The organism is Agromyces bracchium, assembly GCF_009709675.1.
Taxonomy (GTDB): Bacteria; Actinomycetota; Actinomycetes; order Actinomycetales; family Microbacteriaceae; genus Agromyces; species Agromyces bracchium.
The window spans coordinates 1-24335 of record NZ_WMLB01000011.1; the positions used below are offsets into that span (position 1 = coordinate 1).

Consider the following 24335-nt stretch of genomic DNA (forward strand, 5'->3'; position numbering starts at 1 on the left):
GTCTCGATACGGGCGCTCCGCGTCCTACTCGACCACCGGACGGCCGGTCTCGATACGGGCGCTTCGCGTCCTACTCGACCACCGGAGGTCCGCTACTCGGCGCGCAGCTTCGCGATCTCGTAGAGCGTGACGGATGCCGCGATGCCGGCGTTCAGCGATTCGGTCGCCGCCGAGATCGGGATCGAGACGACCGCATCGCAGGTCTCGGTGACGAGCCGCGAGAGGCCCTTGCCCTCGGAGCCGACGACGATGACGATCGGTCGATCGGCGAAGTCGAGCCCGGGCAGCGACACGTCGCCGCCGCCGTCGAGGCCGAGCACGAACACGCCGCGCTCCTTCAGCGCCTTGAGCGACTGCGTGAGGTTCGAGGCCATCGCGACGGGAACGCGTGCGGCAGCGCCCGCGGACGTCTTCCATGCCGATGCGGTGACGCCGACCGAACGGCGCTGCGGCACGATGACGCCCTGGCCGCCGAAGGCGGCGGTCGAGCGGATGATGGCGCCGAGGTTGCGCGGATCGGTGACGCCGTCGAGGGCCACGAACAGCGGCGTCTCGCCGGAGTCGATCACCTCGTCGAGCAGGTCGACCGGGTGCGCGTACTCGTAGGGCGGCACCTTGAGCGCGAGCCCCTGGTGCACGCCGCCCTCGCCGGCGAGCCGGTCGAGCTCGGGCCGCATGACCTCGAGGATCGGGATGCCGCGGTTCGTGGCGACCTTCACGGCCTCCTTGACGCGGTCGTCCATCTCGATCCGGGCGGCGATGTAGAGCGTCGTCGCGGGGATGCGCGTGCGCAGCGCCTCGACGACGGCGTTCCGGCCGGTCACGATCTCGGACTCGTCGCCCGACTTCGCGCGGCGCGCGGCGCCCGACGCCCCGCGCGGAGCGCCCGGTCGTTGACCACCGCGACCACCGGACTTGGCGGCGGCGCGCTCGGCGGCCGCCTTGCGCTTGTGCGCCTGGTGGTACGGGCGATCCTCGGCCTTCGGCGTCGGACCCTTGCCCTCGAGGGCCTTGCGGCTGTGGCCGCCGGTTCCGACCTTCTGGCCCTTGCCCTTCTTGCGCACGGCTCCGGCGCGAGGCTTTCCGCTGCTGCCCTTCATGAGGTGAGGCTCCAATGCGTTCCGGTCTGGCTGTCTTCGATGGTGATGCCGGCGTCCGCGAGCTCGGCGCGGATGCGATCGGCGGCGGCCCAGTCCTTCGAGGCGCGCGCAGCGCGGCGATCCTCGAGGAGTCGGGCGACGAGGGTGTCGAGCGCGGTGGCCGCAGGCCCGGCATCCGTCGCCCAGAGCGCGTCGGTCGGGTCGATGCCGAGCACCCGGACCATGGCGAGCACCTGCCCGCGCAGGTCGGCCGCCGTCCCGAGGTCCTCCCCGTCGAGCGCCTGGTTCCCGGCGCGGACGGTCTCGTGCAGGACCGCGAGCGCCTGCGGCACGCCGAGGTCGTCGTCCATGGCCTCGGCGAAGGCGCCGGGCCACGTGGCATCCGCCCCCTCATCGGCATAGCGGGTGCCGGCCAGGCGCCGGTCGACCCGAGTCAGGAAGGTACGGATGCGGTCGACCGCGGCCTCGGCCTCGGCGAGCGAGTCGGGCGAGTAGTCGAGCGTCGAGCGGTAGTGCGCCTGGCCGAGCAGGTACCTGACGGCCAGCGGCGAGGCGAGCGCCGTGAGCTCGCTGGCGTAGACCGAGTTGCCGAGCGACTTCGACATCTTCTGGCCGCCGACGTTCACGAGGCCGTTGTGCACCCAATAGCGCGCGAAGCCGTCGCCGGCCGCAGTGGACTGGGCCAGCTCGTTCTCGTGGTGCGGGAACCGCAGGTCGAGCCCGCCGCCGTGGACGTCGAACTCGGCGCCGAGGTACCGCGCGGCCATGGCCGAGCACTCGATGTGCCATCCGGGCCGACCGGGACCCCACGGCGACTCCCAGCCCGCCGAGCGTGGCTCGGTCGGCTTGTGTCCCTTCCACAACGCGAAGTCGCGCGGGTCGCGCTTGCCGCGCGGGTCGGAGTCGGCCGCGGCCTCCATGTTCTCGCGGGCCTGCCGAGTCAGCTCGCCGTAGGTCGGCCAGCTGCCGGTGTCGAAGTAGACGTCGCCCGAACCGTCGGACGCCGGGTAGGCGTGCCCTCGGTCGATGAGGCGCTGGATGATCCGCTGCATCTGGGTCACGCTCGCGGTGGCGCGCGGTTCGTAGGTCGGCGGCAGGATGCCGAGCGCGTTGTAGGCGGCGGTGAACTCGAGCTCCACCCGGTACGCGAGCGACCACCACTGCTCGCCGATGCCCTCCTCGGCGGCGGCGTTCAGGATCTTGTCGTCGATATCGGTCACGTTGCGGACGAAGGTCACCGCGTACCCGCGCGCCATGAACCACCGGCGCATGAGGTCGTACACCAGGGCGCTCCGCAGGTGCCCGATGTGCGGGCTCGACTGCACGGTCGGCCCGCAGACGTACATGCCGACGTGCCCCTCCTCGAGGGGCACGAAGTCACGCAGGGCCTGGGCCTTCGAATCGTGGAGTCGCACGGTCACCCGTCAAGCGTACCGGCGCGCCCGCCGTGAGAACGGCGAAGACGGATGCCGCGCCTCAGCGCTTTCGGGCGCGCGCCGCGGCGCGACCACGGGTCGTGCGTCAGGTGGGGACGACGAGCGCGGTCGCGATGGCCGTGATGCCCTCGCCGCGGCCGGTGAAGCCGAGGCCATCGGTCGTGGTCGCAGCGACGCTCACGGGCGCGCCGACGATGCCGGTCAGCAGGGCCTCCGCCTCGGCGCGGCGGGGCGCGAGCTTCGGACGGTTGCCGACGACCTGGACCGAGACGTTGCCGACGCGCCATCCGGCCTCGGCGAGCCGGCGCACGGTCTCGGCGAGGAACACGTCGCCGTGCGCGCCGGAGAACCGCGGGTCGTCGGTGCCGAACATGCCGCCGATGTCGCCGAGACCCGCGGCGGCGAGGAGCGCGTCGCAGATGGCGTGCGCGACGGCGTCGCCGTCGGAGTGGCCGGACAGGCCGCGCTCCCCCGGCCACTGCAGCCCCGCGAGCCACAGGGGGGTGCCGGGGTCGACGGCGAACCCGTGCACGTCGATGCCGGTGCCCACGCGCGGCACCGCGGCGTGGGCGGGCAGCGCGCGCGGAGCCGACCGCTCGGCGGCCGCGCCGGTCGAAGCCCGCTCGGCGAGCAGTTGCTCGGCTCGATGCAGGTCGGAGGGCACCGTCACCTTGAACGCGCGCGCGTCGCCCGGCACCACGTCGACCGGGACGCCGGCGGCGGCGACGAGGGCCGCGTCATCCGTGAAGTCGGCGCCAGCGGCCGCGTACGCCGACTCGAGCACCTCGCGCGGGAAGCCCTGCGGCGTCTGCATCGCGGCGAGCTCGGAGCGGTCGACGGTCTCGAGGATGTGCCCCTCACCGTCGACGCGCTTGACGGTGTCGACGACCGGCAGGCCGGGCACGATGCCGCGGCCACGCGCCTCGACCGCTGCGGCCACCTCGTCGAACACGGCCGAGGGCGCGAGGGGCCGCGCCGCGTCGTGCACGAGCACGACCTCGATCTCGCGCGGGAGCTCGGCGAGGCCGCGAGCGACGGACTCCTGCCTGGTGAGGCCGCCGGCGACGACCACGAGGTCGACGGATGCCGCGGCCGCGCGCGGCACGGAGCGTTCGCGCACCTCGCCGACGCGGTCGGCCGGCGCCACCACGACCACGAAGGGCGCCTCTCGCATGCCGAGCACGGCATCCAATGCGACGCCGAGGATGGTGTCGTCACCGAGCGGAACGAGGGCCTTGGGTTCCGGATGCCCGAGTCGGGTGCCGGATCCTGCGGCGACGACGATGACGGCGACGGTGGAGTCGTTCACTCCTCCACCGTAGCCGCCGGAACGCGACGACACCGGGTCGATCGACCCGCCTCGACTGGCTCGCGGGCGACCCCGCAGACGACGATCGCCGCCGTGCGCTTCCGCGCCGGCGGCGATCGTCGAAGGGGCTTCGCCTAGGAGGCGAGCACCTCGTCGAGGACGGTCGAAGCCTGCTCCTCGTCGGTCTTCTCTGCGAGCGCGAGCTCGGAGATCAGGATCTGGCGGGCCTTCGCGAGCATGCGCTTCTCTCCCGCGGAGAGACCGCGGTCCTGATCGCGGCGCCAGAGGTCGCGCACGACCTCTGAGACCTTGATCACGTCGCCAGAGGCGAGCTTCTCGAGGTTCGCCTTGTAGCGACGCGACCAGTTGGTCGGCTCCTCGGTGAAGGGGGCGCGCAGCACCTCGAAGACCTTGTCGAGGCCCTCCTTGCCGATCACGTCACGCACGCCGACGAGGTCGACGTTCTCTGCGGGCACCTCGATCACGAGGTCTCCCTGCGTGACGTTCAGCTTGAGGTAGAGCTTCTCTTCGCCCTTGATGATGCGTTTCTTGACTTCGACGATCGTTGCGGCACCGTGGTGGGGGTAAACGACGGTCTCGCCAACCTCAAAAAGCATGAATAGACGTCCTTTCGGCAACTTTCAGGATATCACACCGAGGTAGTGCTAAGGTTCCGCCTCCGCTCCCGAGGAGGGCCGACGCCGTAGGCTACACTCGACTCGATCCCACGCGCGCGGGTCGCATTCCGCTGCGCGCACGCTCGTCCTTGGAGGTTCTGTGAAGGCGCGTCTCGCGGCATCCGCTGCCCTGGCTCTCGGCATCGCCATCGGCGGCAGCGGCTGCGCCATGCTGACCTACCAGGCGACGACCGAGAAGTACGACGCCAGCGACGGGGTCTCGGCCGATGTCGGCGCCCTCGACGTGCGCAACGTCCTCGTCGTGAGCGACGACGGCGAGGAGGGCAACCTCGTCCTGTCCGTGACGAACACGAGCACCGACGACGAGACGCTCTCGGTCCAGTTCGTCGACGCCGGCGACACGTTCGAGATCGACGTCGACGGCGGCGACACCGTCTCGCTCGGCACCGCCGAGGAGGAGCCGCTGCTCATCGAGAACCTCGACGCCGAGGTCGGCGGCAACGTCACGGTCTACCTGCAGGCCGGCAGCGCCGAGGGCGTCGAGATCCAGGTGCCCGTCCTCGACGGCCGCCTCCCCGAGTACGAGGACCTGGTCCCGTAACGGCCCCGAAGACCACGAGAGCGGATGCCGCGGCGCGAGCCGGCGGCATCCGCTCTCTCGTTCTCGGCTACGCCTCGAAGCGGTAGCCGAGCCCGCGCACGGTCACGAGTTGCACGGGCTCGGACGGGGTGACCTCGATCTTCGACCGGATCCGCTTGATGTGCACGTCGAGGGTCTTCGTGTCGCCGAAGTAGTCGCTCCCCCAGACGCGGTCGATGAGCTGGCCACGCGTGAGGACGCGCCCGGCGTTGCGCATGAGCAGTTCGAGCAGCTCGAATTCCTTCAGCGGCATCGCGACCGTCTCGCCGTCGACCTCGACCGTGTGGCGGTCGACGTCCATCTTGACCCGACCGCCCTCGATGACGGCCTCGTCGAGGTCGTCGGGCTCGATGCGGCGTCGCAGCACCGCGCGGATGCGCGCGAGCAGCTCACGGGTCGAGTAGGGCTTCGTGACGTAGTCGTCGGCGCCGAGCTCGAGCCCGACGACGATGTCCACCTCGGAGTCCTTGGCGGTCAGCATGATGATAGGCACGTTCGATCGCTGGCGGATCTCGCGGCACACCTCGGTGCCGGGAAGACCGGGCAGCATGAGGTCGAGCAGCACGAGGTCGGCGCCGTCGCGGTCGAACGCGGCGACGGCGACGAGGCCGTCGGCCGCGACCTCCACCTCGTAGCCCTCGCGCTCGAGCAGGAAGCTCAGCGGGTCGCTCAGCGCGATCTCGTCCTCGACGAGCAGGATGCGGGTCACTCTCGGTCTCCTCGGGATGGCGCGGCGGGAAGTGCCGCGGCGATACGGGTCTTGGCGTCCTCGGCGACGGGTTCCGGCGCGTCGGAGTCGGATTCGGTGATCTCGGCGGGATCGCGCGCGATGGGGCGTTCGGCGAGCGGCAGCCGGATCGTGAAGGTCGAGCCGCGTCCGGGGCGCGACCACACCCGCACGTCGCCGCCGTGGTTCTGCACGGTGTGCTTGACGATGCTGAGGCCGAGGCCGGAGCCGCCGGTGTTCCGCGAGCGTGCCTGGTCGACGCGGTAGAAGCGCTCGAACACGCGGTCGAGGTCTTCCGGCGCGATGCCGATGCCCTGGTCGGCGACCGAGATCTCGACGGCGTCGTCGTCGACGATGACGCCCACGCCGACCCGCCCGCCCTCGCTCGAGTACGCGATCGCGTTCGAGATCAGGTTGTGCAGGGCGACGACGAGCAGCGCCTCGTCGCCGTACACCTCGGCGCGCGACTTCGCCCGCACCGCGACGTCGACGCCCTTCGCCGCGGCGACGACGCGGTTCTGGTCGACGGCGGCCGCCACGACGCGGTCGACGTCGATGAGCTCGTCGCGACGGAGCGCGTCGCGCGCCTGCAGCCGGCTGAGCTCGATGACCTCGCCGGTGATGTGCGCGAGTCGGGTCGACTCGACGCCGAGCCGGTCGGCGAATCGCCGGACCTGGTCGGGTTCGTCGGCGGCCTGGTCGAGCGCCTCGGCGAGCAGGCTCACCGACGCGATCGGCGTCTTCAGCTCGTGGCTGATGTTCGCGATGAAGTCGCGGCGCACCTCGTCGAGGCGGTGCGCCTCGGTCCGGTCGTCGGCGAGCAGCAGCACGAAGCGCGTGCCGAGGCGGGCGACGCGGACCTGCAGCCGCATGGTCGCATCGCCGAACGGCCCACGCGGCAGTTCGATCTCGAGGGCGATCGGCTCGCCGGTGCGTCGCACGTCGGACACGAGGTCGACGAGCTCGGCGTGCGCGAGCATCTGGTTGCGCACGAGCCCCATCGCGAGGGCGCCCGGCGAGGCGCGCAGCACGTTGTTGGAGGGATCGAGGACGACGCCGGCGGACTCCAGCACGTCGAGCACCTGGTCGACGCCGTCGGGGATCGTCGGTGCGACGACGCGAGCTGCGCTCTGGCCGCGGCGCTCGGCCATGTGCAGCACGACCGTGAACCCGGCCCCGAGGAGGATGCCGAAGGTCAGCGCGACCAGCACCGACCAGGTGGAGTCCATGGCACCACCCTAACCATGCCGGTCACCCGCGTTTCCCCCGGGTGGGCGCCGGGCGGGGGTAGGTTAGGGAGAGTTCAGCAGCACGGCACCTGCCGTTCACCTTCGACGGCGAGGATGTCGCGTGCCGGTCCGAGACCGGTCGTCCCGCGTGCCCGTCGTGGGAGCCCGAGACCATCGAAGGGGTCAAACACATGCGTGAGGTGTTCCAGCAGGAACTGCGCGAGGTTCAGGACGGCCTCGTCGAAATCGCGAAGCTCGTCGCCGAGGCCATCGAGAAGGCGACGCGCGCGTTCAACGAATCGAACGTCAGCCTCGCCGAGGAGGTCATCGCCGACGACCACCTCATCGACCAGCGGGCGCAGGCGCTCGACGAGCTCGCCATCACGATCCTCGCCCGGCAGCAGCCCGTCGCCCGCGACCTCCGCATCGTCGTGAGCGCGCTGCGCATCTCGGCCTCGCTCGAGCGCATGGGCGACCTCGCGACGCACATCTCGCAGCTGGCCCGGTACCGCTTCCCCGACAAGGTCGTGCCGAAGTCGCTCCGCCCCACGTTCATCGAGATGGGCCAACTCGACGTCGAGATCGCACGGAAGCTCGTGACGCTGCTCGAGAGCGAGGACGTCGAACTCGCCAAGGCGATCCGCGACGAGGACGACAAGGTCGACGCCCTGCACCTCTCGGTGTTCGACAAGGTCCTCGGCGAGACGTGGAAGGGCCAGGCGGTCGACACGGTCGACTCGACGCTCGCCAGCCGGTACCACGAGCGCTTCGCCGACCACGCCGTCGCGATCGCGCAGAAGGTCGACTACCTCGCCACTGGCGACTGGGTGCCCGAGCCGGTCTGAGTCCCGGGGCGGCTGCGCCCGTCAGACGACGAGGGCCGAGCGGATGCGACATCCGCTCGGCCCTCGCGTCGTGGTCGGGTCGACCTACTTCTTGCCCTGCGCGGCGACCGCCGCGGCGCCGGCGGCGGCGGCCTCGGGGTCGAGGTACTCGCCGGGCCTGGTCGGCATGAAGTCGTCGCCGAGCTCGTAGACGAGCGGGATGCCGGTGGGGATGTTCAGCTCGGCGATCTCGTCGTCGGAGATTCCGTCGAGGTGCTTGACGAGCGCGCGCAGCGAGTTGCCGTGCGCGGTGACGAGCACCGTCTTCCCGGTCTGCAGGTCGGGGATGATGTCGGACTCCCAGTACGGGAGCATGCGCGCGATGACGTCCTTCAGGCACTCGGTGCGCGGCATCTCGTCGTCGGACAGGTTCGCGTAGCGCGGGTCGCCGACCTGCGACCACTCGGAGTCGTCAGCGAGCACCGGCGGCGGGGTGTCGAACGAGCGGCGCCAGAGCAGGAACTGCTCCTGGCCGTACTTCTCGAGGGTCTCGGCCTTGTCGAGCCCCTGGAGCGCGCCGTAGTGGCGCTCGTTGAGGCGCCACGAGCGGCGCACGTCGATCCACGAGCGGTCGGCCGCCTCGAGCGCGATCTCGGCCGTCTGGATCGCCCGCGTGAGCACCGAGGTGTGCAGCACGTCGGGCAGCACGCCCTTCTCGACGAGCAGTTCGCCGGCGCGCTTGGCCTCGGAGCGACCCAGGTCGCTGAGTCGCACGTCGACCCATCCGGTGAACAGGTTCTTCTGGTTCCAGTCGCTCTGGCCGTGGCGCAGCAGCACGAGGGTGTAGACCATGCGCTCCAGCCTAGCGACCCCGGTCGGGCGGGCCCGCGGCGGGGTCGTCGCGTGACGGATGCCTCGGGCCGACGTCCGACGCCGGCCGGTCCGGGCTGCGAGACTGGGAGCATGCCGGTCGGATCCATCACGCGGGGCACGACGAACACGAACCGCCTGCGCCGCGTCGACCGCTGGATCGCCGAGCAGCCCGCGTTCCGCGGCGCCGCCGATCCGCTCGTCGTCGACCTCGGCTTCGGGGCGAGCGGGGTGACGGCGTTCGAGCTCGCCGCCCGGCTCCGCCGGACGCGACCCGACGTGCGGGTGCTCGGCCTCGAGATCGATCCGGCTCGGGTGCGGTCGGCCGATTCGCAGCTCGCGGACGTGCGCGCCGGCCGCACGCCGTTCGCCGCAGACCTGCCCGTCTCGTTCGGGCTCGGCGGCTTCGAGGTGTCCGTGCCGGGCGATCGCCGCCCGGCCGTGATCCGGGCCTTCAACGTGCTGCGCCAGTACGACGAGGCCGACGTACCGGCGGCGTGGGCCCGCATGACCGAGCGCCTCGCGCCGGGCGGCCTGCTCGTCGAGGGCACATGCGACGAGCTCGGCCGCGTGTCGAGCTGGGCGGGCGTGACGGATGCCGGGCCGCAGACCTTCACGATCAGCCTCCGCCTCACCGGGCTCGACGCCCCGTCGGTGGTGGCCGAGCGGCTGCCGAAGGCGCTGATCCACCGCAACGTGCCCGGTGAGCGCATCCACGACCTGCTCGGGGCGCTCGACCGCGGCTGGCGCGTGCACGCGCCGCTGTCGGTGTACGGGCCGTCGCAACGCTGGATCGCCCTCGCCCGCGACCTGCGCGACGCGGGGTGGCCGGTGCGCGGCGGCGTGCGCCGCTGGCGGCTCGGCGAGCTCAGCGTCGACTGGGCGTCGGTCGCGCCGCGCTGAGCGGCTTCGAGCGCGCCCCCGACCTCGGGCCCCTGCCTCAGTCGCCGGGGAGGAGCGCGCGCGCCTCGTCGAGGCCGAGCCCGGTGGCGGTGAGGAGGTCGACGAGGTACGGCCGCATCGCGGCGAGCGTGTTGCGGTCGCCCTGCGAGCCATCGGGGAGGATCGCGACGGGGTCGAGGTGCCGGAGGATCTCGGCGAAGCCCTGCCGCGCGACGGGCTGCTGGGACACGTCGCGCAGCGACTCGTCGAACACCTCGACGGCGACCGCGATCCGGGCGACGACGTCGGCGATCTCCTCGCGAGGCTGCCCGTCGCGAAGCGACCACTCGACCCGCCGGGCCACGATCCGCAGGTTGCGCGTCGCGAGGTCGACGCCCGAGAGCATGGCCCGCTGCCGCTCCAGGTCGAACCTGGCCCGCCGGACGATCGGCGACAGGCGCGCGATCGCGATGCCCGAGTCGACGCTCGCGGTCCACGACTCGACCGCGGGCTGGGTGGCACGCGCCCGTGAGAGCGCTCGGCCCGCGGCATCCGCCCCACCCCCTCGGAGCGCGGCCGCGAGCTCGAGGAGCACCGCGACGTGCTCGCCCAGCAGGCGCCGGCCGTCGCGGAGCGCGGTGCGCCGCGGGTCGCGTGGGATCACCGCGGTCGCGAGCAGAGCGAACGCGCCGCCGACCACGGCGTCGAGCGTGCGGACGAACGGGCCGCCCTCAGGGGCGGGCACGAGCATCACGAGCGAGCACTGCACGGCGGCGGCGATCGCGAACGACGCGTTGCCGGAGAGGAACCGCGCGACCGCGAGCGTCACCGCGAGCGCGAGCGCGTACTGCCAGATGCCGCTGCCTGCGACCAGCAGCAGCGCCTCGGCGAGCGCGATGCCGAGCGTCATGGCGATGACGGTCTCGAGAACGCGGATCGGTCGCGCATCGCGCACGAACCCGAGCGAGGTGATCGCGACGAGCGCCGAGATGAGCGGTTGCTCGTGCCCCACGAACAGGGAGAACGAGTACGCGGCGATCGCGGTGACGGTGATCTGCAGGATCGCCGGCAGGGAGTCGCGCAACCGGGAGAGTCGCCCGGACAGCCGGGCCGCCCCGCCGGGCGACCGGGTCACGGGCGGATGCCGAGCCTCGGGAGGCGCGGCACCTCGACCGCGGCCGCGGCACCCGCCGGCACGATCTCGACCTGCGCCGCGGCGACGTCGATGCCGTGGCTCTCGACGATGAGTTCGAGGTCGGCCGGGACGGACCGCTTGATGACGGCGAGGGCGATCGGGCCGAGCTCGTGGTGCATGGCCGCCGACGTGATGGCGCCGACCACCCGTCGTTCCGGCTCCTCCCCCTGCGCGGGCTCGGGCCGGACCTTGCGGCCGACGACCTGGTCGCCCGGCTTCGGCAGGATCGTGTCGCTGCCGTCGAGGTGCAGCATCACGAGACGACGCGGCGGCCGGCCGAGGTTCACGACCTTCGCCACCGTCTCCTGGCCGCGATAGCAGCCCTTGTGCAGGTCGACCGCGCTGCGGAGCCAGTCGAGCTCGTGCGGAAGCGTGCGGTCGTCGACCTCGGTCGCGGAGCGCGGGCGCCACGCGGCGACCCGGAGCGCCTCGAGCGCGAGCGCGCCGGCGACCTCGACCGTGCCCGCGCGCGCCGCGGCGGCGAAGTCGGCGAGCGATTCCCGCGGCACGATGGCCTCGACGTAGCGCCAGTCCGCTCCCGCGTGGCCGAGCTCGGGCGCGTAGCCGTACCCGTCGGGGAGGACCTGCCGCCACGGGTCGCGCCAGACGAGCGCGCCCTCCGGAAGCCCGACCGGGAACCCGTCGCCGCGCGGCATCGCCCCGACGACGGCGAACGCGTCGCTCACGTCGGCGACCTCGACGCGCAGCATGAACCGCATGCGGTCGAGCCAGCTGGCGAGCGCGGGAGCCGCATCGCCCTCGAGCACGAGCCAGGTGCGCTCGCCGTCGTCGACGACGTGCACGGCGTGCTCGACGTGCCCTCCGGCGTCGAGGAAGAGCGCCTCGGCGCTCTCGCCGGGCGCGAGGTGGTCGAGCGCCCGACTGGCCATGGAGTTCAGCCACGACCGCCGGTCGGGTCCGGTGACGGTGATGACTCCCCGGTTCGACAGGTCGACGATCGCACGACCCTCCTCGAGGCGGCGCTGCTCGACCATCGGGTTGCCGTAGTGCGCGGCGACGCCCGCGTCGGGCGGGTCGCCGACGACCGCGCCGGGCAGGGCGAGGAACGGCGAGCCGGTCATCAGTCGACCTTCGCGAGCCGGGCCGACGCGTGCGTGCGCAGGTCCTGGCCGAGCGCCGCGATGTCCCACGCCCACAGCAGGTGGTTCTCGACGAGTCCGTACAGCCGCGTCGCCGCCGCGTACTCCTTCGCGCCGGCGGTGCGCATGACCGCATCGGTCGCGAGGTCGATGCGCGGACCCTTGACCTGGCCGAGGTACAGCTCGCTCACCCCGCCGGGGTGCACGATCCCGACCTCGAGGTCGAACCCGCCGGCGTCGTTGCGCAACGTCTCGACGGCCTCGGCGTCGGCGAAGCGCGTCGCGCCGACCGCGGGCAGCAATGCCGGCCCCTGGTCGCCCTCGCCGAGCGGGCGCGCGAGCCGCCAGTAGCCGGTCTCCGCGGCGAGCGGCGTGGGCTCGCCGTCATCCGTCGTCGGGAACAGCCAGGTGTACGAGGTGTAGTTGAGGTACGGAAGTCCGTCGTGGCTGAAGCTCACGCGCTGCCCGAACTCGTGGGTGACCGAACCGTCGCCGATGGCGTAGTCGATCACGCCGGAACCCTCCCAGACTCCGATGAGCCAGGAGAGCGGAACGAGCTCCGCGGGGAGGTCGACCGGAAGTTCGATCACGGTCTAGCGCTGCCCCTTGAAGAGCTTGTAGACGACGACGCCGCTGATCCAGGCGATCGTGAGGCTCGCGAGACCGAGCAGGCCGATGAAGAAGAGTTCGAGCGCGAGCAGCGAGGACATGGTGCGAGTCTACCCGGTGCTCAGCCGACGACCGGCAGCAGCGCGAGCGCCCCGACGGCCACCGGAACGACCGCTCCGGCGATCGACGCGCTGGCCCGTCCGACGTACCCGTGGGGCCTCCGCGACGCGAGCTGCAGCAGCAGCGCCGCGATGACGGATGCCGCGAACACCATGCCGAGGACGCCCAGTGCGGCGTACGGGCCGGCGTCGTGGAACCAGACCCGCGTGCCCGACCAGGCGAGGCCGACGACCACGGCCGTGCCCGCCGCGGAGATCAGCCACACGATCGGGACCGACCACCGCGCGAGGCCCGTCGCCGGCGCTCCTGCGTCGTCCTGCGTCACGTCGATCCCCATCTCGCCATCCGCCGTACGGCGTCCCGTAGTATTGACCGCACCTTACTACTGGAGGGTGTGCGTGGCGCAGCTGCTGATCCTGACGCCGGCAGCAAACGAAGACGTTCTCCCGGCCCTGTCTCTCCTGACGCATCGGGTGCGCGTGATTCCGGCGTCCCCCGATCAACTCGTGCGCGCTCCCGAGGCCGACCTGGTCTTCCTCGACGCCCGGACCAACCTCGCCGGGGCGAAGGCGCTCGCACAGATCCTGCGCACGACCGGCCTCTCGGTTCCGCTGATCCTCGTCGTGACCGAGGGCGGGCTGACCGCGGTGACCTCCGACTGGGGCGTCGACGACGTGATCCTCGAGCAGGCGGGCCCCGCCGAGATCGACGCACGGATCCGGCTCGCCCTCGGGCGAGCGCAGGCGGCGCAGCCGGCCGAGCGCATCCAGACCTCCGGCGTGGTGATCGACGAGGCGAGCTACTCCGCCAAGGTCCACGGCCGCACGCTCGACCTCACCTACAAGGAGTTCGAGCTGCTCCGCTTCCTGGCGGCGCACCCGTCGCGGGTGTTCACGCGCGAGCAGCTGCTCAGCGAGGTCTGGGGCTACGACTACTTCGGCGGCACGCGCACCGTCGACGTGCACGTCCGACGGCTCCGCGCGAAGCTCGGCGACCTCGACAGCCTGATCGGCACGGTGCGCAACGTCGGCTACCGCTTCAACGTCCACGAGGAGGACGAGCAGGACGCGAACGTCACCGCCCGGTGACCTGCGCTTCACCACCGCGTCGCGGCCCGGTGGCATGATGTGTGGATGACTGCGGAGAGCACCCTCGACGAAAACCGCACCGCGAGCGACTTCGACGACGACTTCGAGCCGCTCGACATCGACGGCGCGCCCGAACTCCTCGCCGAGCGCTACCTCGACCGCGAACTCAGCTGGCTGGCCTTCAACCAGCGCGTCCTCGAACTCGCCGAGGACCCCCGGCTGCCCGTGCTCGAACGCGCGAACTTCCTCGCGATCTTCGCGTCGAACCTCGACGAGTTCTTCATGGTCCGCGTCGCGGGCCTGAAGCGCCGCATCAACACCGGCCTCGCCGTCCCGACGAACGTGGGGCGCACGCCCCACGAGGTGCTCGGCGACATCTCGCAGAAGGCGCACGAGCTGCAGTCGCGCCATGCCGCCGCGTACCAGGAGCTCGTCAAGCCGGCGCTGGCCGAAGCCGGCATCCGCATCGTCTCGTGGGCTGAACTCGACGAGTCGCACCGGGAGCACCTGCACGGGTACTTCAGCTCGCAGATCTTCCCCGTGCTCATGCCGCTCGCGGTCGACCCCGCGCACCCGTTCCCGTACATCTCCGGCCTGTCGCTCAACCTCTCCGTCCGCGTGCGCAACAGCCGGACGGGGCGGCAGGAGTTCGCTCGCGTCAAGGTGCCGCAGATGCTCCCGCGGTTCGTGCGCGTCGACCCGACCGAGTCGGTCGAGGACGCGCGCTACATCGCACTCGAGGAGCTCATCTCGAACCACCTCGGCGACCTGTTCCCGGGAATGGAGGTCCTCGACCACCACGTGTTCCGCGTCACCCGCAACGAGGACGTGGAGATCGAGGAGGACGAGACCGAGAACCTGATCAAGGCGCTCGAGAAGGAACTGCTGCGTCGGCGGTTCGGCCCTCCGATCCGGCTCGAGATCTCCGACGACATGGACGAGGTCACCCTCGGCCTCCTGGTCCGCGAGCTGGATGTCACGGAGCAGGAGGTCTACACCCTGCCCTCGCCGCTCGACCTCGGCGGGCTCTTCGACCTCGCGCGCATCGACCGGCCCGAGCTGCACTACCCGACGCACGTGCCGACCACCAATGTGCAGCTGCAGCCGTCGGAGCCGAACCGGCAGGCCGACATCTTCGCCGCGGTCGCCGACAAGGACGTGCTGCTGCACCATCCGTACGAGTCGTTCGCGACGAGCGTGCAGGCCTTCCTCGAGCAGGCGGCCGCCGACCCCGACGTCCTCGCCATCAAGCAGACGCTCTACCGGACGTCGGGCGACAGCCCGATCGTCGAGGCGCTGATCGACGCCGCCGAGTCGGGCAAGCAGGTCCTCGCGCTCGTCGAGATCAAGGCGCGCTTCGACGAGGCGGCGAACATCACGTGGGCGCGGAAGCTCGAGAAGGCCGGCGTGCACGTCGTCTACGGGCTCGTCGGGCTGAAGACGCACTGCAAGCTCGCGCTCGTCATCCGCCAGGAGAAGGACGGCCTCAAGCACTACAGCCACATCGGCACGGGCAACTACAACCCGAAGACCAGCCGCATCTACGAGGACCTCGGCCTGCTCACCGCCGACGACCAGGTCGGCAAGGACCTCACCCGCCTCTTCAACGAGCTGTCCGGCTACGCGATCGAGAAGAAGTTCAAGCGCCTGCTCGTCGCACCCCTGCATCTCCGGAAGGGGCTCCTCAAGCTCATCGCGCAGGAGACGCGGAACGCGCAGGAGGGCAAGCCCGCCGGCATCCGGATCAAGGTCAACTCGATGGTCGACGAGGCCATCATCGACGCGCTCTACCGCGCGTCGAACGAGGGCGTGCCCGTGGAGGTGTGGGTGCGCGGCATCTGCAGCCTGCGTCCCGGCATCCCCGGACTGAGCGAGAACATCCGGGTCCGATCCATCCTCGGCCGCTACCTCGAGCATTCGCGCATCTTCTCGTTCCGGAACGACGGCGACCCCGTCGTCTACATCGGTTCGGCCGACATGATGCACCGCAACCTCGACCGGCGGGTCGAGGCACTGGTGCGTCTCACCGACCCCGACCACGTGAACGCGATCGCCGAGCTCTTCGACGAGGCCATGGACGAGCACACGGCGTCGTGGTGGCTCGCCGGCGACGGGACCTGGACCCGGCACTCGACGGACGACGCCGGCCGTCCGCTCGACGACCTCCAGCACCTCCGCATCCAGCGCGTCGCGCAGCGCTCCAAGCGGGTGGCCCAGCGAGCGACGCGAGCGGCGCGCCGATGAGCCAGGTCGCCACCGCCGTCTACGCGGCCGGCGCCATCTGCTGGCGCGTCATCGACGGGCGCATCCACGTGCTCGTGGTGCACCGTACGGTCCACGGCGACGTGACGATCCCGAAGGGCAAGGTCGACCCGGGCGAGACCCTGCCGCAGACGGCCGTCCGGGAGATCGCGGAGGAGACCGGCCTCGCCGTCGCCCTCGGCGTGCCCGTCGGCGTCTCGCGGTACCCGCTCCCCTCCGGACGCGAGAAGATCGTGCACTACTGGGCGGCGGAGGTCACCGAGAAGGCCGTGCAGGCGTCGACGTTCCGGCCGAACGCCGAGATCGCCGCGCTCGAGTGGGTCACGATCAAGCGTGCGCGCGGGTACCTCACCTATGGTCCGGACCGCGAGATCCTCGACAACTTCTCCGCCCTCGTCGACCAGGGCGTCACCGAGACGTTCGCGCTCATCGTGCTCCGGCACGGCAAGGCCCAGACGCGGTCGTCGTGGAAGGGCGAGGACACGGCGCGCCCGCTCGTCGAGCGCGGCGTGCAGCAGGCTGCCGCACTCGTCGACACGGTCATGGCGTGGAATCCGAAGAAGATCGTCTCGAGCCCGGCCGTGCGGTGCGTGACCACCGTCGCCCCGCTCTCGGCGCGGACCGGGATCACCGTCAAGCGCGACGAGGGCATCAGCCAGGACGCCTGGGAGGCCGGCAACGACGAGGTGCGCCGCGTCATCGGCAAGCGGGTGCGGGTCGGCAAGACGGCCGTGATCTGCGGTCACGGTCCGGTGATGCCCGAGATGATGCGCGAGATCGCGCTCGCCACCGGCACACCGCTCGGCTCGTACGTGACGGATGCCGCGAGCCTCGAGGTCGGCGCGTTCAGCGTCGTGCACCTCTCCTCCTCCAACCCGTCGTCGGGCATCATCGCGATCGAGACGCACGCGCCCACCGCCTGAACAGCCGCCGTGGGCGGTTCGAGTCGCAGGGGATGCGCAGGTTCCGCACACCCCCACGACCGCGAGTGTTCACCGTTCGTTCACCTGACTCGGTTTCGATGTTCACCGAACCCGGCGTCCAGCCCGGCCCGCACCGGTCGCCTCCCGCCGCTCTCGACTTCCCCGAATCTCCCGAACCTCCCCGAAGGGTCCCCGTGAACCGCATGCGTCCGCTCGCGGCCGTCGCGATCGCCGTCGTCGCCGCATCCGTCCTCTCCTCCTGCGCCGTCAACGAGATGGAGGTCGGCGATACGGGGTCGACCCTCGAGGGCTACGTGGTGGGCGCCGGCTCATCGGCGCAGGGCGCCGCGCAGCAGTCGTGGATCGCGGCGTTCCAGACCGACCACCCGCGGGTCACCGTCGACTACGACCCGGCGGGCTCGGGCGCGGGCCGCGACACGTTCATGGAGGGCGCGAGCGACTTCGCCGGGTCGGATCGCGCCTACACCCCGGACGAACTCGAAGACGGCGGCTTCGGCCGCTGCGCACCGGACTCAACGGTCATCGAACTGCCCCTGTACATCTCCCCGATCGCCGTGGTGTTCCGCCTGGACGACATCGACACGCTGAACCTCGACGCTGCGACGATCGCGGGCATCTTCGCCGGCGATATCACCGACTGGGACGATCCGGCGATCGCCGCGACGAACCCCGGGGTGGCGCTTCCCGACCTCCCCATCACGGCGGTGCACCGCTCCGACGATTCCGGCACGACCGAGAACTTCACCGAGTACCTGCACGCCACTGCACCCGAGGTCTGGGAATGGGAGGCCGACGGCGTGTGGCCGTTCTCGGGCGGTGAGGCGGCCCAGGGGAACTCGGGCGTGGTCGACACGGTCGGCAACGGCGTGGGGACCATCGGCTACGCCGACGCATCCCGGGCCGGAGGCCTCGGCACGGCGGCGGTCCGCGTCGGCGAGGAGTTCGCCTCGTTCTCGCCAGAGGCGGCCGCGGCGATCGTCGACGCGTCGCCGCTCGAGGAGGGGCGAGCCGACGGCGACCTGGCCGTCAGCATCGATCGCACCACCGAGCAGGCCGGTGTCTACCCGATCGTCCTCGTCAGCTACCTCATCGCCTGCGAGCAGTACGCCTCGCCGCGGAACGTCGAGGTCGTTCGGGAGTACCTGACGTACATCGCGAGCGAAGAGGGCCAGCAGGCGGCCGCCGACGGGGCCGGATCGGCGCCGATCTCGGAGTCGATGCGCGAGCGCGCCATGCAGGCGATCGAGTCCATCAGGGCAGAGTGACGGCGCGCCGACGGTCGGCCGAGCGTCGCCCGTCACGGCGGACTCACAGCAGGGGCATCCCGGCCGGTCAGACCCAGTTCACCTTCCGTTCACCGCCGTGGGGGACGCTCGTCACGCACGCTGGTTAGCGTCGCAGGCGGGTCGGCACCCGGCCCCACCTCCTGCAATCGAACCCCGGAAGGGAATCACGTGAACCTCAAGCGTTTCGCCGCGCCTGCCGTCATCGCCATGACGGCGGCCCTCGCGCTCAGCTCCTGCGCCGCGAACGAGGGCGGCTCGGGCGAGCCCGCCGCCTCCGAGTCGACGCTCTCGGGCAACCTGGTCGGTGCCGGCGCGTCGTCGCAGGACTCGGCCCAGCAGGCGTGGATCGCCGGCTTCCAGACCGCGAACCCCGACGTGACCATCGACTACGACCCCTCGGGCTCCGGCGCCGGTCGCGACACGTTCCTCTCGGGCGCCAGCGACTACGCGGGCTCCGACCGTGCGTTCAACGACGAGGAGATCGCCGCGGGCGGCTTCGAGAAGTGCGCACCCGACACCAGCGTCGTCGAGCTCCCGCTCTACATCTCGCCGATCGCCGTCATCTTCAACCTCGAGGGCGTCGACACGCTGAACCTCGACGCGGCCACGATCGCCGGCATCTTCGCGGGCACGATCACGAACTGGAACGACCCGGCGATCGCCGCCACGAACGAGGGCGTCGAGCTCCCCGACCAGGCCATCACCCCGGTCCACCGTTCGGACGACTCGGGCACCACCGAGAACTTCACCGAGTACCTCGGTGCGGCTGCGCCCGACGTCTGGACCTACGAGGCCGACGGCGTGTGGCCGTTCGAGGGCGGCGAGGGCGCACAGGGCACCTCGGGCGTCGTCGACGCCGTGACCAACGGCACCGGCACCATCGGCTACGCCGACGCCTCGCGCGCCGGTGACCTCGGCACCGTCGCGGTCCAGGTCGGCGACGAGTTCGTCGAGTACTCGCCCGAGGCCGCTGCCGCCATCGTGGACGCCTCGCCGTTCGTCGAGGGCCGTGACGAGCACGACCTCGCGATCGAGCTCGACCGCACCTCGGAGGAGGCCGGCGTCTACCCGATCGTCCTCGTGAGCTACCTCATCGCCTGCCAGGAGTACGCCGAGCCCGAGAACGTCGAGCTCGTGAAGGCGTACCTCTCGTACATGGCCAGCGCCGAGGGCCAGGACGTCGCGGCCGAGTCGGCCGGTTCCGCTCCGATCTCCGACTCGCTCCGCGAGCAGGTCACCGCGGCGATCGACTCGATCCAGTAGGTGGTTCGTGCCCGGCCCCGGTAGCGTCAGCACACCGGGGCCGGGCACGGCCATGTCCCATGCACCATTGACCGGAGGATCCTCCAGATGACCACCGCAGCCGCGCCGATCCGGGCGAAGCAGCGCCCAGGCGACCGCGTCTTCTCCAAGTCGGCGGTCTTCGCCGGCTCGATGATCCTCGTCACGCTCGCCGCGGTCGCGACGTTCCTCATCGTCCAGAGCATCCCCGCCCTGTTCGCCGACGGCGAGGATGCTTCGATCCTCGACTCGAACTTCTGGGCCTACGTCGGCCCCCTCGTGTTCGGCACGATCTGGGCCGCCGCGCTCGCACTGCTCATCGCCCTGCCGATCTCGATCGGCATCGCGCTCTTCATCTCGCACTACGCACCCCGCCGGCTCGCGTCGGTGCTGGGCTACGTCGTCGACCTCCTGGCCGCCGTGCCGTCGGTCGTGTTCGGCCTCTGGGGCATCGGCGTGCTGGCCCCCGCCGTCCAGCCGCTCTACTCCTGGCTCGTGGACAACCTCGGCTGGTTCCCGCTGTTCGCCGGCCCGGTCTCGGGTACCGGCCGCACCATCCTCACCGCGGCCCTCGTGCTCGCCGTCATGATCATCCCGATCATCACCGCGATCTCGCGCGAGGTCTTCCTCCAGACCCCGGTCCTCCACGAGGAGGCCGCGCTCGCGCTCGGCGCCACCAGGTGGGAGATGATCCGCACGGCGGTCCTTCCGTTCGGTCGCCCCGGCATCATCTCGGCCGCCGTGCTCGGCCTCGGCCGCGCGCTCGGCGAGACGATGGCGGTCGCCATGGTCCTCTCGGCGACCGGTGCGGTCACGTTCCAGCTGCTCACGTCGGTCAACCCGTCGACGATCGCCGCGAACATCGCCCTGAGCTTCCCCGAGGCGTACGGCATCAACGTCAACGTCCTCATCGCGACGGGCCTCATCCTCTTCATCGTCACCTTCGCGGTGAACGCGATCGCCCGCTGGATCGTCGCTCGCCGTGCCGAGTTCTCGGGAGCGAACTGATGACCACGACGATCACCCCTCCCGAGACCCGCGGCCCCGCCGCGGCCCCGGTCAGCAACTCGCTGACCGCGGGCAAGCTGCCCAACGGGGCCTCCTGGATGGTGCTGGGCGGAAGCGTCCTCGTCTCGGCCGGCCTCTTCGGCGTCATCGCCTTCAGCGGCGCCGAGTTCAACTGGGTCGGCACGTTCGTCGTCGCCGCACTCGTCTACGTCGTGACGATCACGCTCCTCTCGCGCATCGTCGAGGGGTCGCGGCGCGCCACCGACCGCTTCGTGACCGCGCTGGTCACGGGGGCGTTCCTGCTCGCGATGATCCCGCTGATCTCGCTCTCGATCACGGTCGTGACCTTCGGCCTCAACCGCTTCGACGCCGAGTTCTTCTCGTACTCGATGCGGAACGTCACGGGCGAGGGCGGCGGCGCCCTGCACGCCATCGTCGGCACCGTCCTCATGACCGGCACCGCGGCCCTGATCTCGATCCCGATCGGCCTGATGACCTCGATCTACCTCGTCGAGTACGGGCGCGGCCGTCTCGCCCGGGGCATCACGTTCCTCGTCGACGTCATGACCGGTATCCCGTCGATCGTCGCCGGCCTCTTCGCGTACGCGCTCTTCGCGATCTTCTGGGGCCCTGGCACGCGGACCGGCATCGCCGGTGCGGTCGCGCTCGCGGTCCTGATGATCCCCGTCGTCGTGCGGTCGAGCGAGGAGATGCTGCGCCTGGTCCCCGTCGAGCTGCGCGAGGCCGCGTACGCCCTCGGCGTGCCGAAGTGGCTGACGATCGTGAAGGTCGTGCTGCCCACCTCGATCGCCGGCATCACGACGGGCATCATGCTCGCGATCGCTCGCGTCATCGGCGAGACCGCGCCGCTGCTCATCGCGGCCGGCTTCACGAACAGCATGAACTACGACATGACCGAGGGGCGCATGCAGTCGCTCCCGGTGTTCGTCTACACCCAGTACGCCAACCAGGGGAACCCGCCCGAGGCGTACCTCGACCGCGCGTGGGCGGCCGCCCTCACGCTCATCCTCATCGTCATGGTGCTGAACCTCGTCGCCCGACTCGTCGCGCGGTTCTTCGCCCCCAAGTACGGTCGCTGACCCCCAGTAAGGAAACAGAGTGTCCAAGCGCATCGAAGTCCGAGACCTGAACGTCTACTACGGCAAGTTCCTCGCCGTGGAGGGCGTCTCGCTCGAGATCGAGCCCCGGAGCGTCACCGCGTTCATCGGCCCGTCGGGCTGCGGCAAGTCGACGTTCCTCCGCACCCTGAACCGCATGCACGAGGTCATCCCCGGTGCGCGCGTCGAGGGCGAGGTGCTGATCGACGGCAACAACCTCTACGACCCCGAGGTCGACCCCGTGCTCGTCCGCCGCCAGGTGGGCATGGTGTTCCAGCGTCCGAACCCGTTCCCGACGATGTCGATCAAGGAGAACGTGCTCGCGGGCGTCAAGCTCAACAACAAGCGGATCTCGAAGTCCGACGCCGACGACCTCGTCGAGTCCTCGCTCCAGGGCGCGAACCTCTGGAACGAGGTCAAGGACCGGCTCGACCGTCCCGGTTCGGGTCTCTCGGGAGGCCAGCAGCAGCGTCTCTGCATCGCGCGCGCGATCGCGGTCTCGCCCGAGGTGATCCTGATGGACGAGCCGTGCTCGGCGCTCGACCCGATCTCGACCCTGGCGATCGAGGACCTCATCGAGGAGCTCAAGCAGGAGTACACGATCGTGATCGTGACCCACAACATGCAGCAGGCCTCGCGTGTCTCCGACAAGACGGCGTTCTTCAACATCGCCGGCACCGGCAAGCCCGGCAAGCTCATCGAGTACGACGAGACGACGACGATCTTCTCGAACCCGTCCGAGAAGGCCACGGAGGACTACGTCTCCGGCCGCTTCGGCTGATCATCGCCCGATCCTCGATCGACGGTGTCACGGCCCGGTCCCCGCGCGGGGCCGGGCCGTCGTCGTCCGTGCCGGCGGGTCCGCCTTCAGTCGCGCGGGCTGAGCAGGTATGCGTTCAGCGCGGCGGTCTCGTCCGCGTCGACGGGGAGCGGGGCACCGTCGAGCTCGGCGATCGGGGCGGCCATGCGAACGCTCGACACCAGCCACGCGGCATCCGCTCGCCTAAGCTCGTCGAGCGTCAGGTCGCGATAGCCGACCGCGCGCCCCTGTGCCTCGAGGTGGGCGAAGATGCTGCGCTGGGTCGTGCCGTGCAGGATGCCGGCGGCCGGCGGCGTCGTGACGAACTCGTCGCCGAGCCGCGCGATCAGGCTCGACGTGGGGCCTTCGAGTACGAACCCGTCGGAGGAGACGAACAGCGCGTCGTCGGCGCCACGGCGCTTGGCCTCGCGGATCGCGGCCATGTTCGCCGCGTAGCTCAGGGTCTTCGCGCCGAGGAGCAGCCACGGCGCCCGCTCCCCCGCGCCGCGGGCGACGCCGCGGTCGAGGCTGACGACGCGGATGCCGCGCTCCCGCGCCGCGGCGAAGTCGGCGCCCGGCGTGACGTGCACCCATCCCGTGGGGGTGGTGCCCGGGTCGACGCCGCGGCTGAGCGCGATCTTCAGGGCGAACTCGCCCTCGGCGGGCACCCGCTCGGCGGCGCGTCGGATGACGAGGCGCCACTGCTCGGGGTTCGGCTCGGGCAGCTCCGTGAGGCGCGCGGAATTCGCCAGGCGTGCGAGGTGCGGTCCGACCTCCTGGACGTGGCCGTCGATCACGGCGAGGGTCTCGAAGATCCCGTCGCCGCGGTGCGGCGCGAGGTCGTTCACGGCGAGCGCGCCGGAGCCCGGCTCGATCTCGCGGAAGGACGCCTCGAGGAACTCGGGTGACGCATCGACGGGCAGGGGGTCGACGAGGAACGAGACGGTGTCGGCCATGCTCCGATGCTACGCCGGGTGAGCGCCGGGGCAGGGAAATGGCCGGCCGCAGAACGCCTCTCGGCGCGAGGCCGCTCGGAGCGGCGAATATTGGAGCCCGGGGTTACTGCGACCGGCCACGAACAGTCTAAACGAGGTCGCTGGCGGGTCTATTCCCGCGATCGGCCGGCGCTCGGCCCGCGCCGGCTCGTGCGCTCAATCGAGGCTGTCGTGCCGCCAGAGTCGCGCGCACGCGGCCAGCTCCTCAGCCAGCGACGAGAGCCGGAGCGCGCGCTGGGTGAGGATGCCCGGACGATCCGGGTGCGCAGCGTCCGCGGCATCCGCGTCATCGGCGAGGCTCGCGAAGCCCGCCGCCGCGACCCGGCAGAACGCCGTCGCACGCTCGAGCGCCGCCGCGAAGTCGCCCGCGAACACGCCGCGCAGGATCGTGTCGGCGAGTTCGCGCACCTCGGCCGGGCCCGCCGGCGTCGGTGCGCCGGCGACGACCTGGTCGATCGTGTGCGAGACCTCGGTGCCGCGCTGGAAGGCGAGGCTCACGCCCTGCGCGTCCTGTCGGATCATGGTGCGCAGCAGGTAGATGCGCCACAGCGCACCCGGCAGGCTCTTCGGCGAGGCCTGCGACCACAGCTCGGCGATCGCGTCGATGCCGTGCTCGTCGGTGTACGACACCAGCCGGGCGACGACCTCGGGGTCGGGGTCGTCCCGCACGCGTGAGAGGACCGCCGCCGCCGTGTCATGTGCGACGCGGCTCACATACGCCGGGTCCTCAGCGCCGAGGTACCCCTCGAACATGCGAGGCGGGAAGCGCGTCGGACGGTGGAATTCTGCGGTCATCGCGGACACGATACCCCGGCGGCCCGGGAACCGCCCCGAGTTCCGCGTTCGGCGGAATGGTCGCCGGCCTACTTGCACGA

At 71.2% G+C, this 24335-nt stretch carries 24 protein-coding genes; 11 read left to right on the forward strand and 13 right to left on the reverse strand.

Going from position 1 to position 24335, the window contains the following annotated elements:
* Positions 1-92: 92 nt before the first annotated feature.
* From rlmB to GJ743_RS03710, 4 genes are all read right to left on the reverse strand, one after another.
* On the reverse strand, positions 93-1100 hold the full coding sequence (gene rlmB, locus GJ743_RS03695) for a 23S rRNA (guanosine(2251)-2'-O)-methyltransferase RlmB (protein ID WP_155050600.1): 1008 nt from the start codon (positions 1098-1100) through the stop codon (positions 93-95).
* Positions 1097-2521, reverse strand: coding sequence for a cysteine--tRNA ligase (cysS, locus tag GJ743_RS03700; protein WP_328288748.1), 1425 nt, complete (start codon positions 2519-2521; stop codon positions 1097-1099). Before cysS ends, rlmB begins: the two co-directional genes overlap by 4 nt.
* A gap of 100 nt (positions 2522-2621) precedes the next feature.
* Positions 2622-3845 (reverse strand): 2-C-methyl-D-erythritol 4-phosphate cytidylyltransferase, encoded by a 1224-nt coding sequence (gene ispD, locus GJ743_RS03705; RefSeq protein WP_328288749.1) that lies wholly within the window; start codon positions 3843-3845, stop codon positions 2622-2624.
* Between the two features lie 134 nt (positions 3846-3979).
* Positions 3980-4462 (reverse strand): CarD family transcriptional regulator, encoded by a 483-nt coding sequence (locus GJ743_RS03710; RefSeq protein WP_067948714.1) that lies wholly within the window; start codon positions 4460-4462, stop codon positions 3980-3982.
* A 160-nt stretch (positions 4463-4622) separates the two neighbouring features.
* On the opposite strand from GJ743_RS03710, the gene GJ743_RS03715 reads away from it, so the two are divergent.
* Complete coding sequence (locus GJ743_RS03715) at positions 4623-5084, forward strand: hypothetical protein (RefSeq protein WP_155050602.1); 462 nt, start codon at positions 4623-4625, stop codon at positions 5082-5084.
* Positions 5085-5151: 67 nt separating this feature from the next.
* Here the strand turns inward: GJ743_RS03715 and GJ743_RS03720 are convergent, their stop codons facing one another.
* A complete protein-coding gene (locus tag GJ743_RS03720; RefSeq protein WP_328288750.1) occupies positions 5152-5832 on the reverse strand; it encodes a response regulator transcription factor in 681 nt (226 codons plus the stop codon).
* Positions 5829-7079, reverse strand: coding sequence for a sensor histidine kinase (locus GJ743_RS03725; RefSeq protein WP_155050603.1), 1251 nt, complete (start codon positions 7077-7079; stop codon positions 5829-5831). Before GJ743_RS03725 ends, GJ743_RS03720 begins: the two co-directional genes overlap by 4 nt.
* Before the next feature lie 191 nt (positions 7080-7270).
* Here GJ743_RS03725 and phoU point away from each other — a divergent pair, with 191 nt between their 5' ends.
* The gene (gene phoU / locus GJ743_RS03730; protein ID WP_155050604.1) at positions 7271-7924 is read left to right on the forward strand and encodes a phosphate signaling complex protein PhoU; all 654 of its coding nucleotides are present in this window, start codon (positions 7271-7273) and stop codon (positions 7922-7924) included.
* Positions 7925-8008: 84 nt separating this feature from the next.
* On the opposite strand, the gene GJ743_RS03735 is transcribed toward phoU, so the two are convergent.
* Positions 8009-8755, reverse strand: a complete 747-nt coding sequence (locus GJ743_RS03735; protein ID WP_155050605.1) for a phosphoglyceromutase — start codon at positions 8753-8755, stop codon at positions 8009-8011.
* A 111-nt stretch (positions 8756-8866) separates the two neighbouring features.
* Here GJ743_RS03735 and GJ743_RS03740 point away from each other — a divergent pair, with 111 nt between their 5' ends.
* Positions 8867-9676, forward strand: coding sequence for a class I SAM-dependent methyltransferase (locus GJ743_RS03740; RefSeq protein ID WP_155050606.1), 810 nt, complete (start codon positions 8867-8869; stop codon positions 9674-9676).
* Between the two features lie 37 nt (positions 9677-9713).
* Here GJ743_RS03740 and GJ743_RS03745 read toward each other — a convergent pair whose 3' ends face one another.
* The 4 genes from GJ743_RS03745 to GJ743_RS19180 form a co-directional block, all read right to left on the reverse strand.
* Positions 9714-10790, reverse strand: a complete 1077-nt coding sequence (locus GJ743_RS03745; protein ID WP_328288751.1) for an FUSC family protein — start codon at positions 10788-10790, stop codon at positions 9714-9716.
* The gene (gene ygfZ / locus GJ743_RS03750) at positions 10787-11932 is read right to left on the reverse strand and encodes a CAF17-like 4Fe-4S cluster assembly/insertion protein YgfZ (protein WP_155050607.1); all 1146 of its coding nucleotides are present in this window, start codon (positions 11930-11932) and stop codon (positions 10787-10789) included. The genes GJ743_RS03745 and ygfZ overlap by 4 nt, the downstream gene beginning before the upstream one ends.
* Entirely contained in the window at positions 11932-12540 is a 609-nt protein-coding gene (locus GJ743_RS03755; RefSeq protein WP_328288752.1) for a nitrobindin family protein, read from the reverse strand. The genes ygfZ and GJ743_RS03755 overlap by 1 nt, the downstream gene beginning before the upstream one ends.
* A gap of 140 nt (positions 12541-12680) precedes the next feature.
* Positions 12681-13016, reverse strand: a complete 336-nt coding sequence (locus GJ743_RS19180) for a hypothetical protein (RefSeq protein ID WP_196216905.1) — start codon at positions 13014-13016, stop codon at positions 12681-12683.
* 61 nt (positions 13017-13077) lie between these two features.
* Between GJ743_RS19180 and GJ743_RS03765 the strand changes: the two genes are divergently transcribed.
* From GJ743_RS03765 to pstB, 8 genes are all read left to right on the forward strand, one after another.
* Positions 13078-13767: a response regulator transcription factor gene (locus tag GJ743_RS03765; protein ID WP_328288753.1), complete on the forward strand. Its 690-nt coding sequence runs from the start codon at positions 13078-13080 to the stop codon at positions 13765-13767.
* A 45-nt stretch (positions 13768-13812) separates the two neighbouring features.
* Entirely contained in the window at positions 13813-16011 is a 2199-nt protein-coding gene (locus tag GJ743_RS03770) for an RNA degradosome polyphosphate kinase (RefSeq protein ID WP_155050610.1), read from the forward strand.
* Positions 16008-16952 (forward strand): NUDIX hydrolase, encoded by a 945-nt coding sequence (locus GJ743_RS03775; protein ID WP_155050611.1) that lies wholly within the window; start codon positions 16008-16010, stop codon positions 16950-16952. Before GJ743_RS03770 ends, GJ743_RS03775 begins: the two co-directional genes overlap by 4 nt.
* A gap of 194 nt (positions 16953-17146) precedes the next feature.
* Positions 17147-18238, forward strand: a complete 1092-nt coding sequence (locus tag GJ743_RS03780; protein WP_376862031.1) for a phosphate ABC transporter substrate-binding protein PstS — start codon at positions 17147-17149, stop codon at positions 18236-18238.
* Positions 18239-18427: 189 nt separating this feature from the next.
* On the forward strand, positions 18428-19522 hold the full coding sequence (locus GJ743_RS03785; protein WP_376862029.1) for a phosphate ABC transporter substrate-binding protein PstS: 1095 nt from the start codon (positions 18428-18430) through the stop codon (positions 19520-19522).
* 87 nt (positions 19523-19609) lie between these two features.
* Entirely contained in the window at positions 19610-20548 is a 939-nt protein-coding gene (gene pstC, locus GJ743_RS03790) for a phosphate ABC transporter permease subunit PstC (protein ID WP_155050613.1), read from the forward strand.
* Positions 20548-21648: a phosphate ABC transporter permease PstA gene (pstA, locus tag GJ743_RS03795; RefSeq protein ID WP_155050614.1), complete on the forward strand. Its 1101-nt coding sequence runs from the start codon at positions 20548-20550 to the stop codon at positions 21646-21648. The genes pstC and pstA overlap by 1 nt, the downstream gene beginning before the upstream one ends.
* A gap of 19 nt (positions 21649-21667) precedes the next feature.
* Positions 21668-22447 carry a phosphate ABC transporter ATP-binding protein PstB gene (gene pstB / locus GJ743_RS03800; protein ID WP_328288754.1) on the forward strand — a complete coding sequence of 260 codons (780 nt, stop codon included), beginning with the start codon at positions 21668-21670 and terminating at the stop codon, positions 22445-22447.
* A gap of 86 nt (positions 22448-22533) precedes the next feature.
* On the opposite strand, the gene GJ743_RS03805 is transcribed toward pstB, so the two are convergent.
* Together GJ743_RS03805 and GJ743_RS03810 are read right to left on the reverse strand one after the other, a co-directional pair.
* Positions 22534-23421 (reverse strand): aminodeoxychorismate lyase, encoded by an 888-nt coding sequence (locus GJ743_RS03805; protein ID WP_155050615.1) that lies wholly within the window; start codon positions 23419-23421, stop codon positions 22534-22536.
* Positions 23422-23616: 195 nt separating this feature from the next.
* On the reverse strand, positions 23617-24255 hold the full coding sequence (locus GJ743_RS03810) for a DNA-directed RNA polymerase subunit beta (protein WP_155050616.1): 639 nt from the start codon (positions 24253-24255) through the stop codon (positions 23617-23619).
* Between the last annotated feature and the right edge of the window lie 80 nt (positions 24256-24335).

Bases quoted from the DNA above. Each gene is read 5' to 3' on its own strand.
- rlmB (WP_155050600.1), bottom strand. From the start codon at position 1,100: ATGAAGGGCAGCAGCGGAAAGCCTCGCGCCGGAGCCGTGCGCAAGAAG.
- GJ743_RS03710 (WP_067948714.1), bottom strand. From the start codon at position 4,462: ATGCTTTTTGAGGTTGGCGAGACCGTCGTTTACCCCCACCACGGTGCC.
- GJ743_RS03725 (WP_155050603.1), bottom strand. From the start codon at position 7,079: ATGGACTCCACCTGGTCGGTGCTGGTCGCGCTGACCTTCGGCATCCTC.
- phoU (WP_155050604.1), top strand. From the start codon at position 7,271: ATGCGTGAGGTGTTCCAGCAGGAACTGCGCGAGGTTCAGGACGGCCTC.
- GJ743_RS03735 (WP_155050605.1), bottom strand. From the start codon at position 8,755: ATGGTCTACACCCTCGTGCTGCTGCGCCACGGCCAGAGCGACTGGAAC.
- GJ743_RS03740 (WP_155050606.1), top strand. From the start codon at position 8,867: ATGCCGGTCGGATCCATCACGCGGGGCACGACGAACACGAACCGCCTG.
- ygfZ (WP_155050607.1), bottom strand. From the start codon at position 11,932: ATGACCGGCTCGCCGTTCCTCGCCCTGCCCGGCGCGGTCGTCGGCGAC.
- GJ743_RS19180 (WP_196216905.1), bottom strand. From the start codon at position 13,016: ATGGGGATCGACGTGACGCAGGACGACGCAGGAGCGCCGGCGACGGGC.
- GJ743_RS03770 (WP_155050610.1), top strand. From the start codon at position 13,813: ATGACTGCGGAGAGCACCCTCGACGAAAACCGCACCGCGAGCGACTTC.
- GJ743_RS03775 (WP_155050611.1), top strand. From the start codon at position 16,008: ATGAGCCAGGTCGCCACCGCCGTCTACGCGGCCGGCGCCATCTGCTGG.
- pstC (WP_155050613.1), top strand. From the start codon at position 19,610: ATGACCACCGCAGCCGCGCCGATCCGGGCGAAGCAGCGCCCAGGCGAC.
- pstA (WP_155050614.1), top strand. From the start codon at position 20,548: ATGACCACGACGATCACCCCTCCCGAGACCCGCGGCCCCGCCGCGGCC.
- GJ743_RS03805 (WP_155050615.1), bottom strand. From the start codon at position 23,421: ATGGCCGACACCGTCTCGTTCCTCGTCGACCCCCTGCCCGTCGATGCG.
- GJ743_RS03810 (WP_155050616.1), bottom strand. From the start codon at position 24,255: ATGACCGCAGAATTCCACCGTCCGACGCGCTTCCCGCCTCGCATGTTC.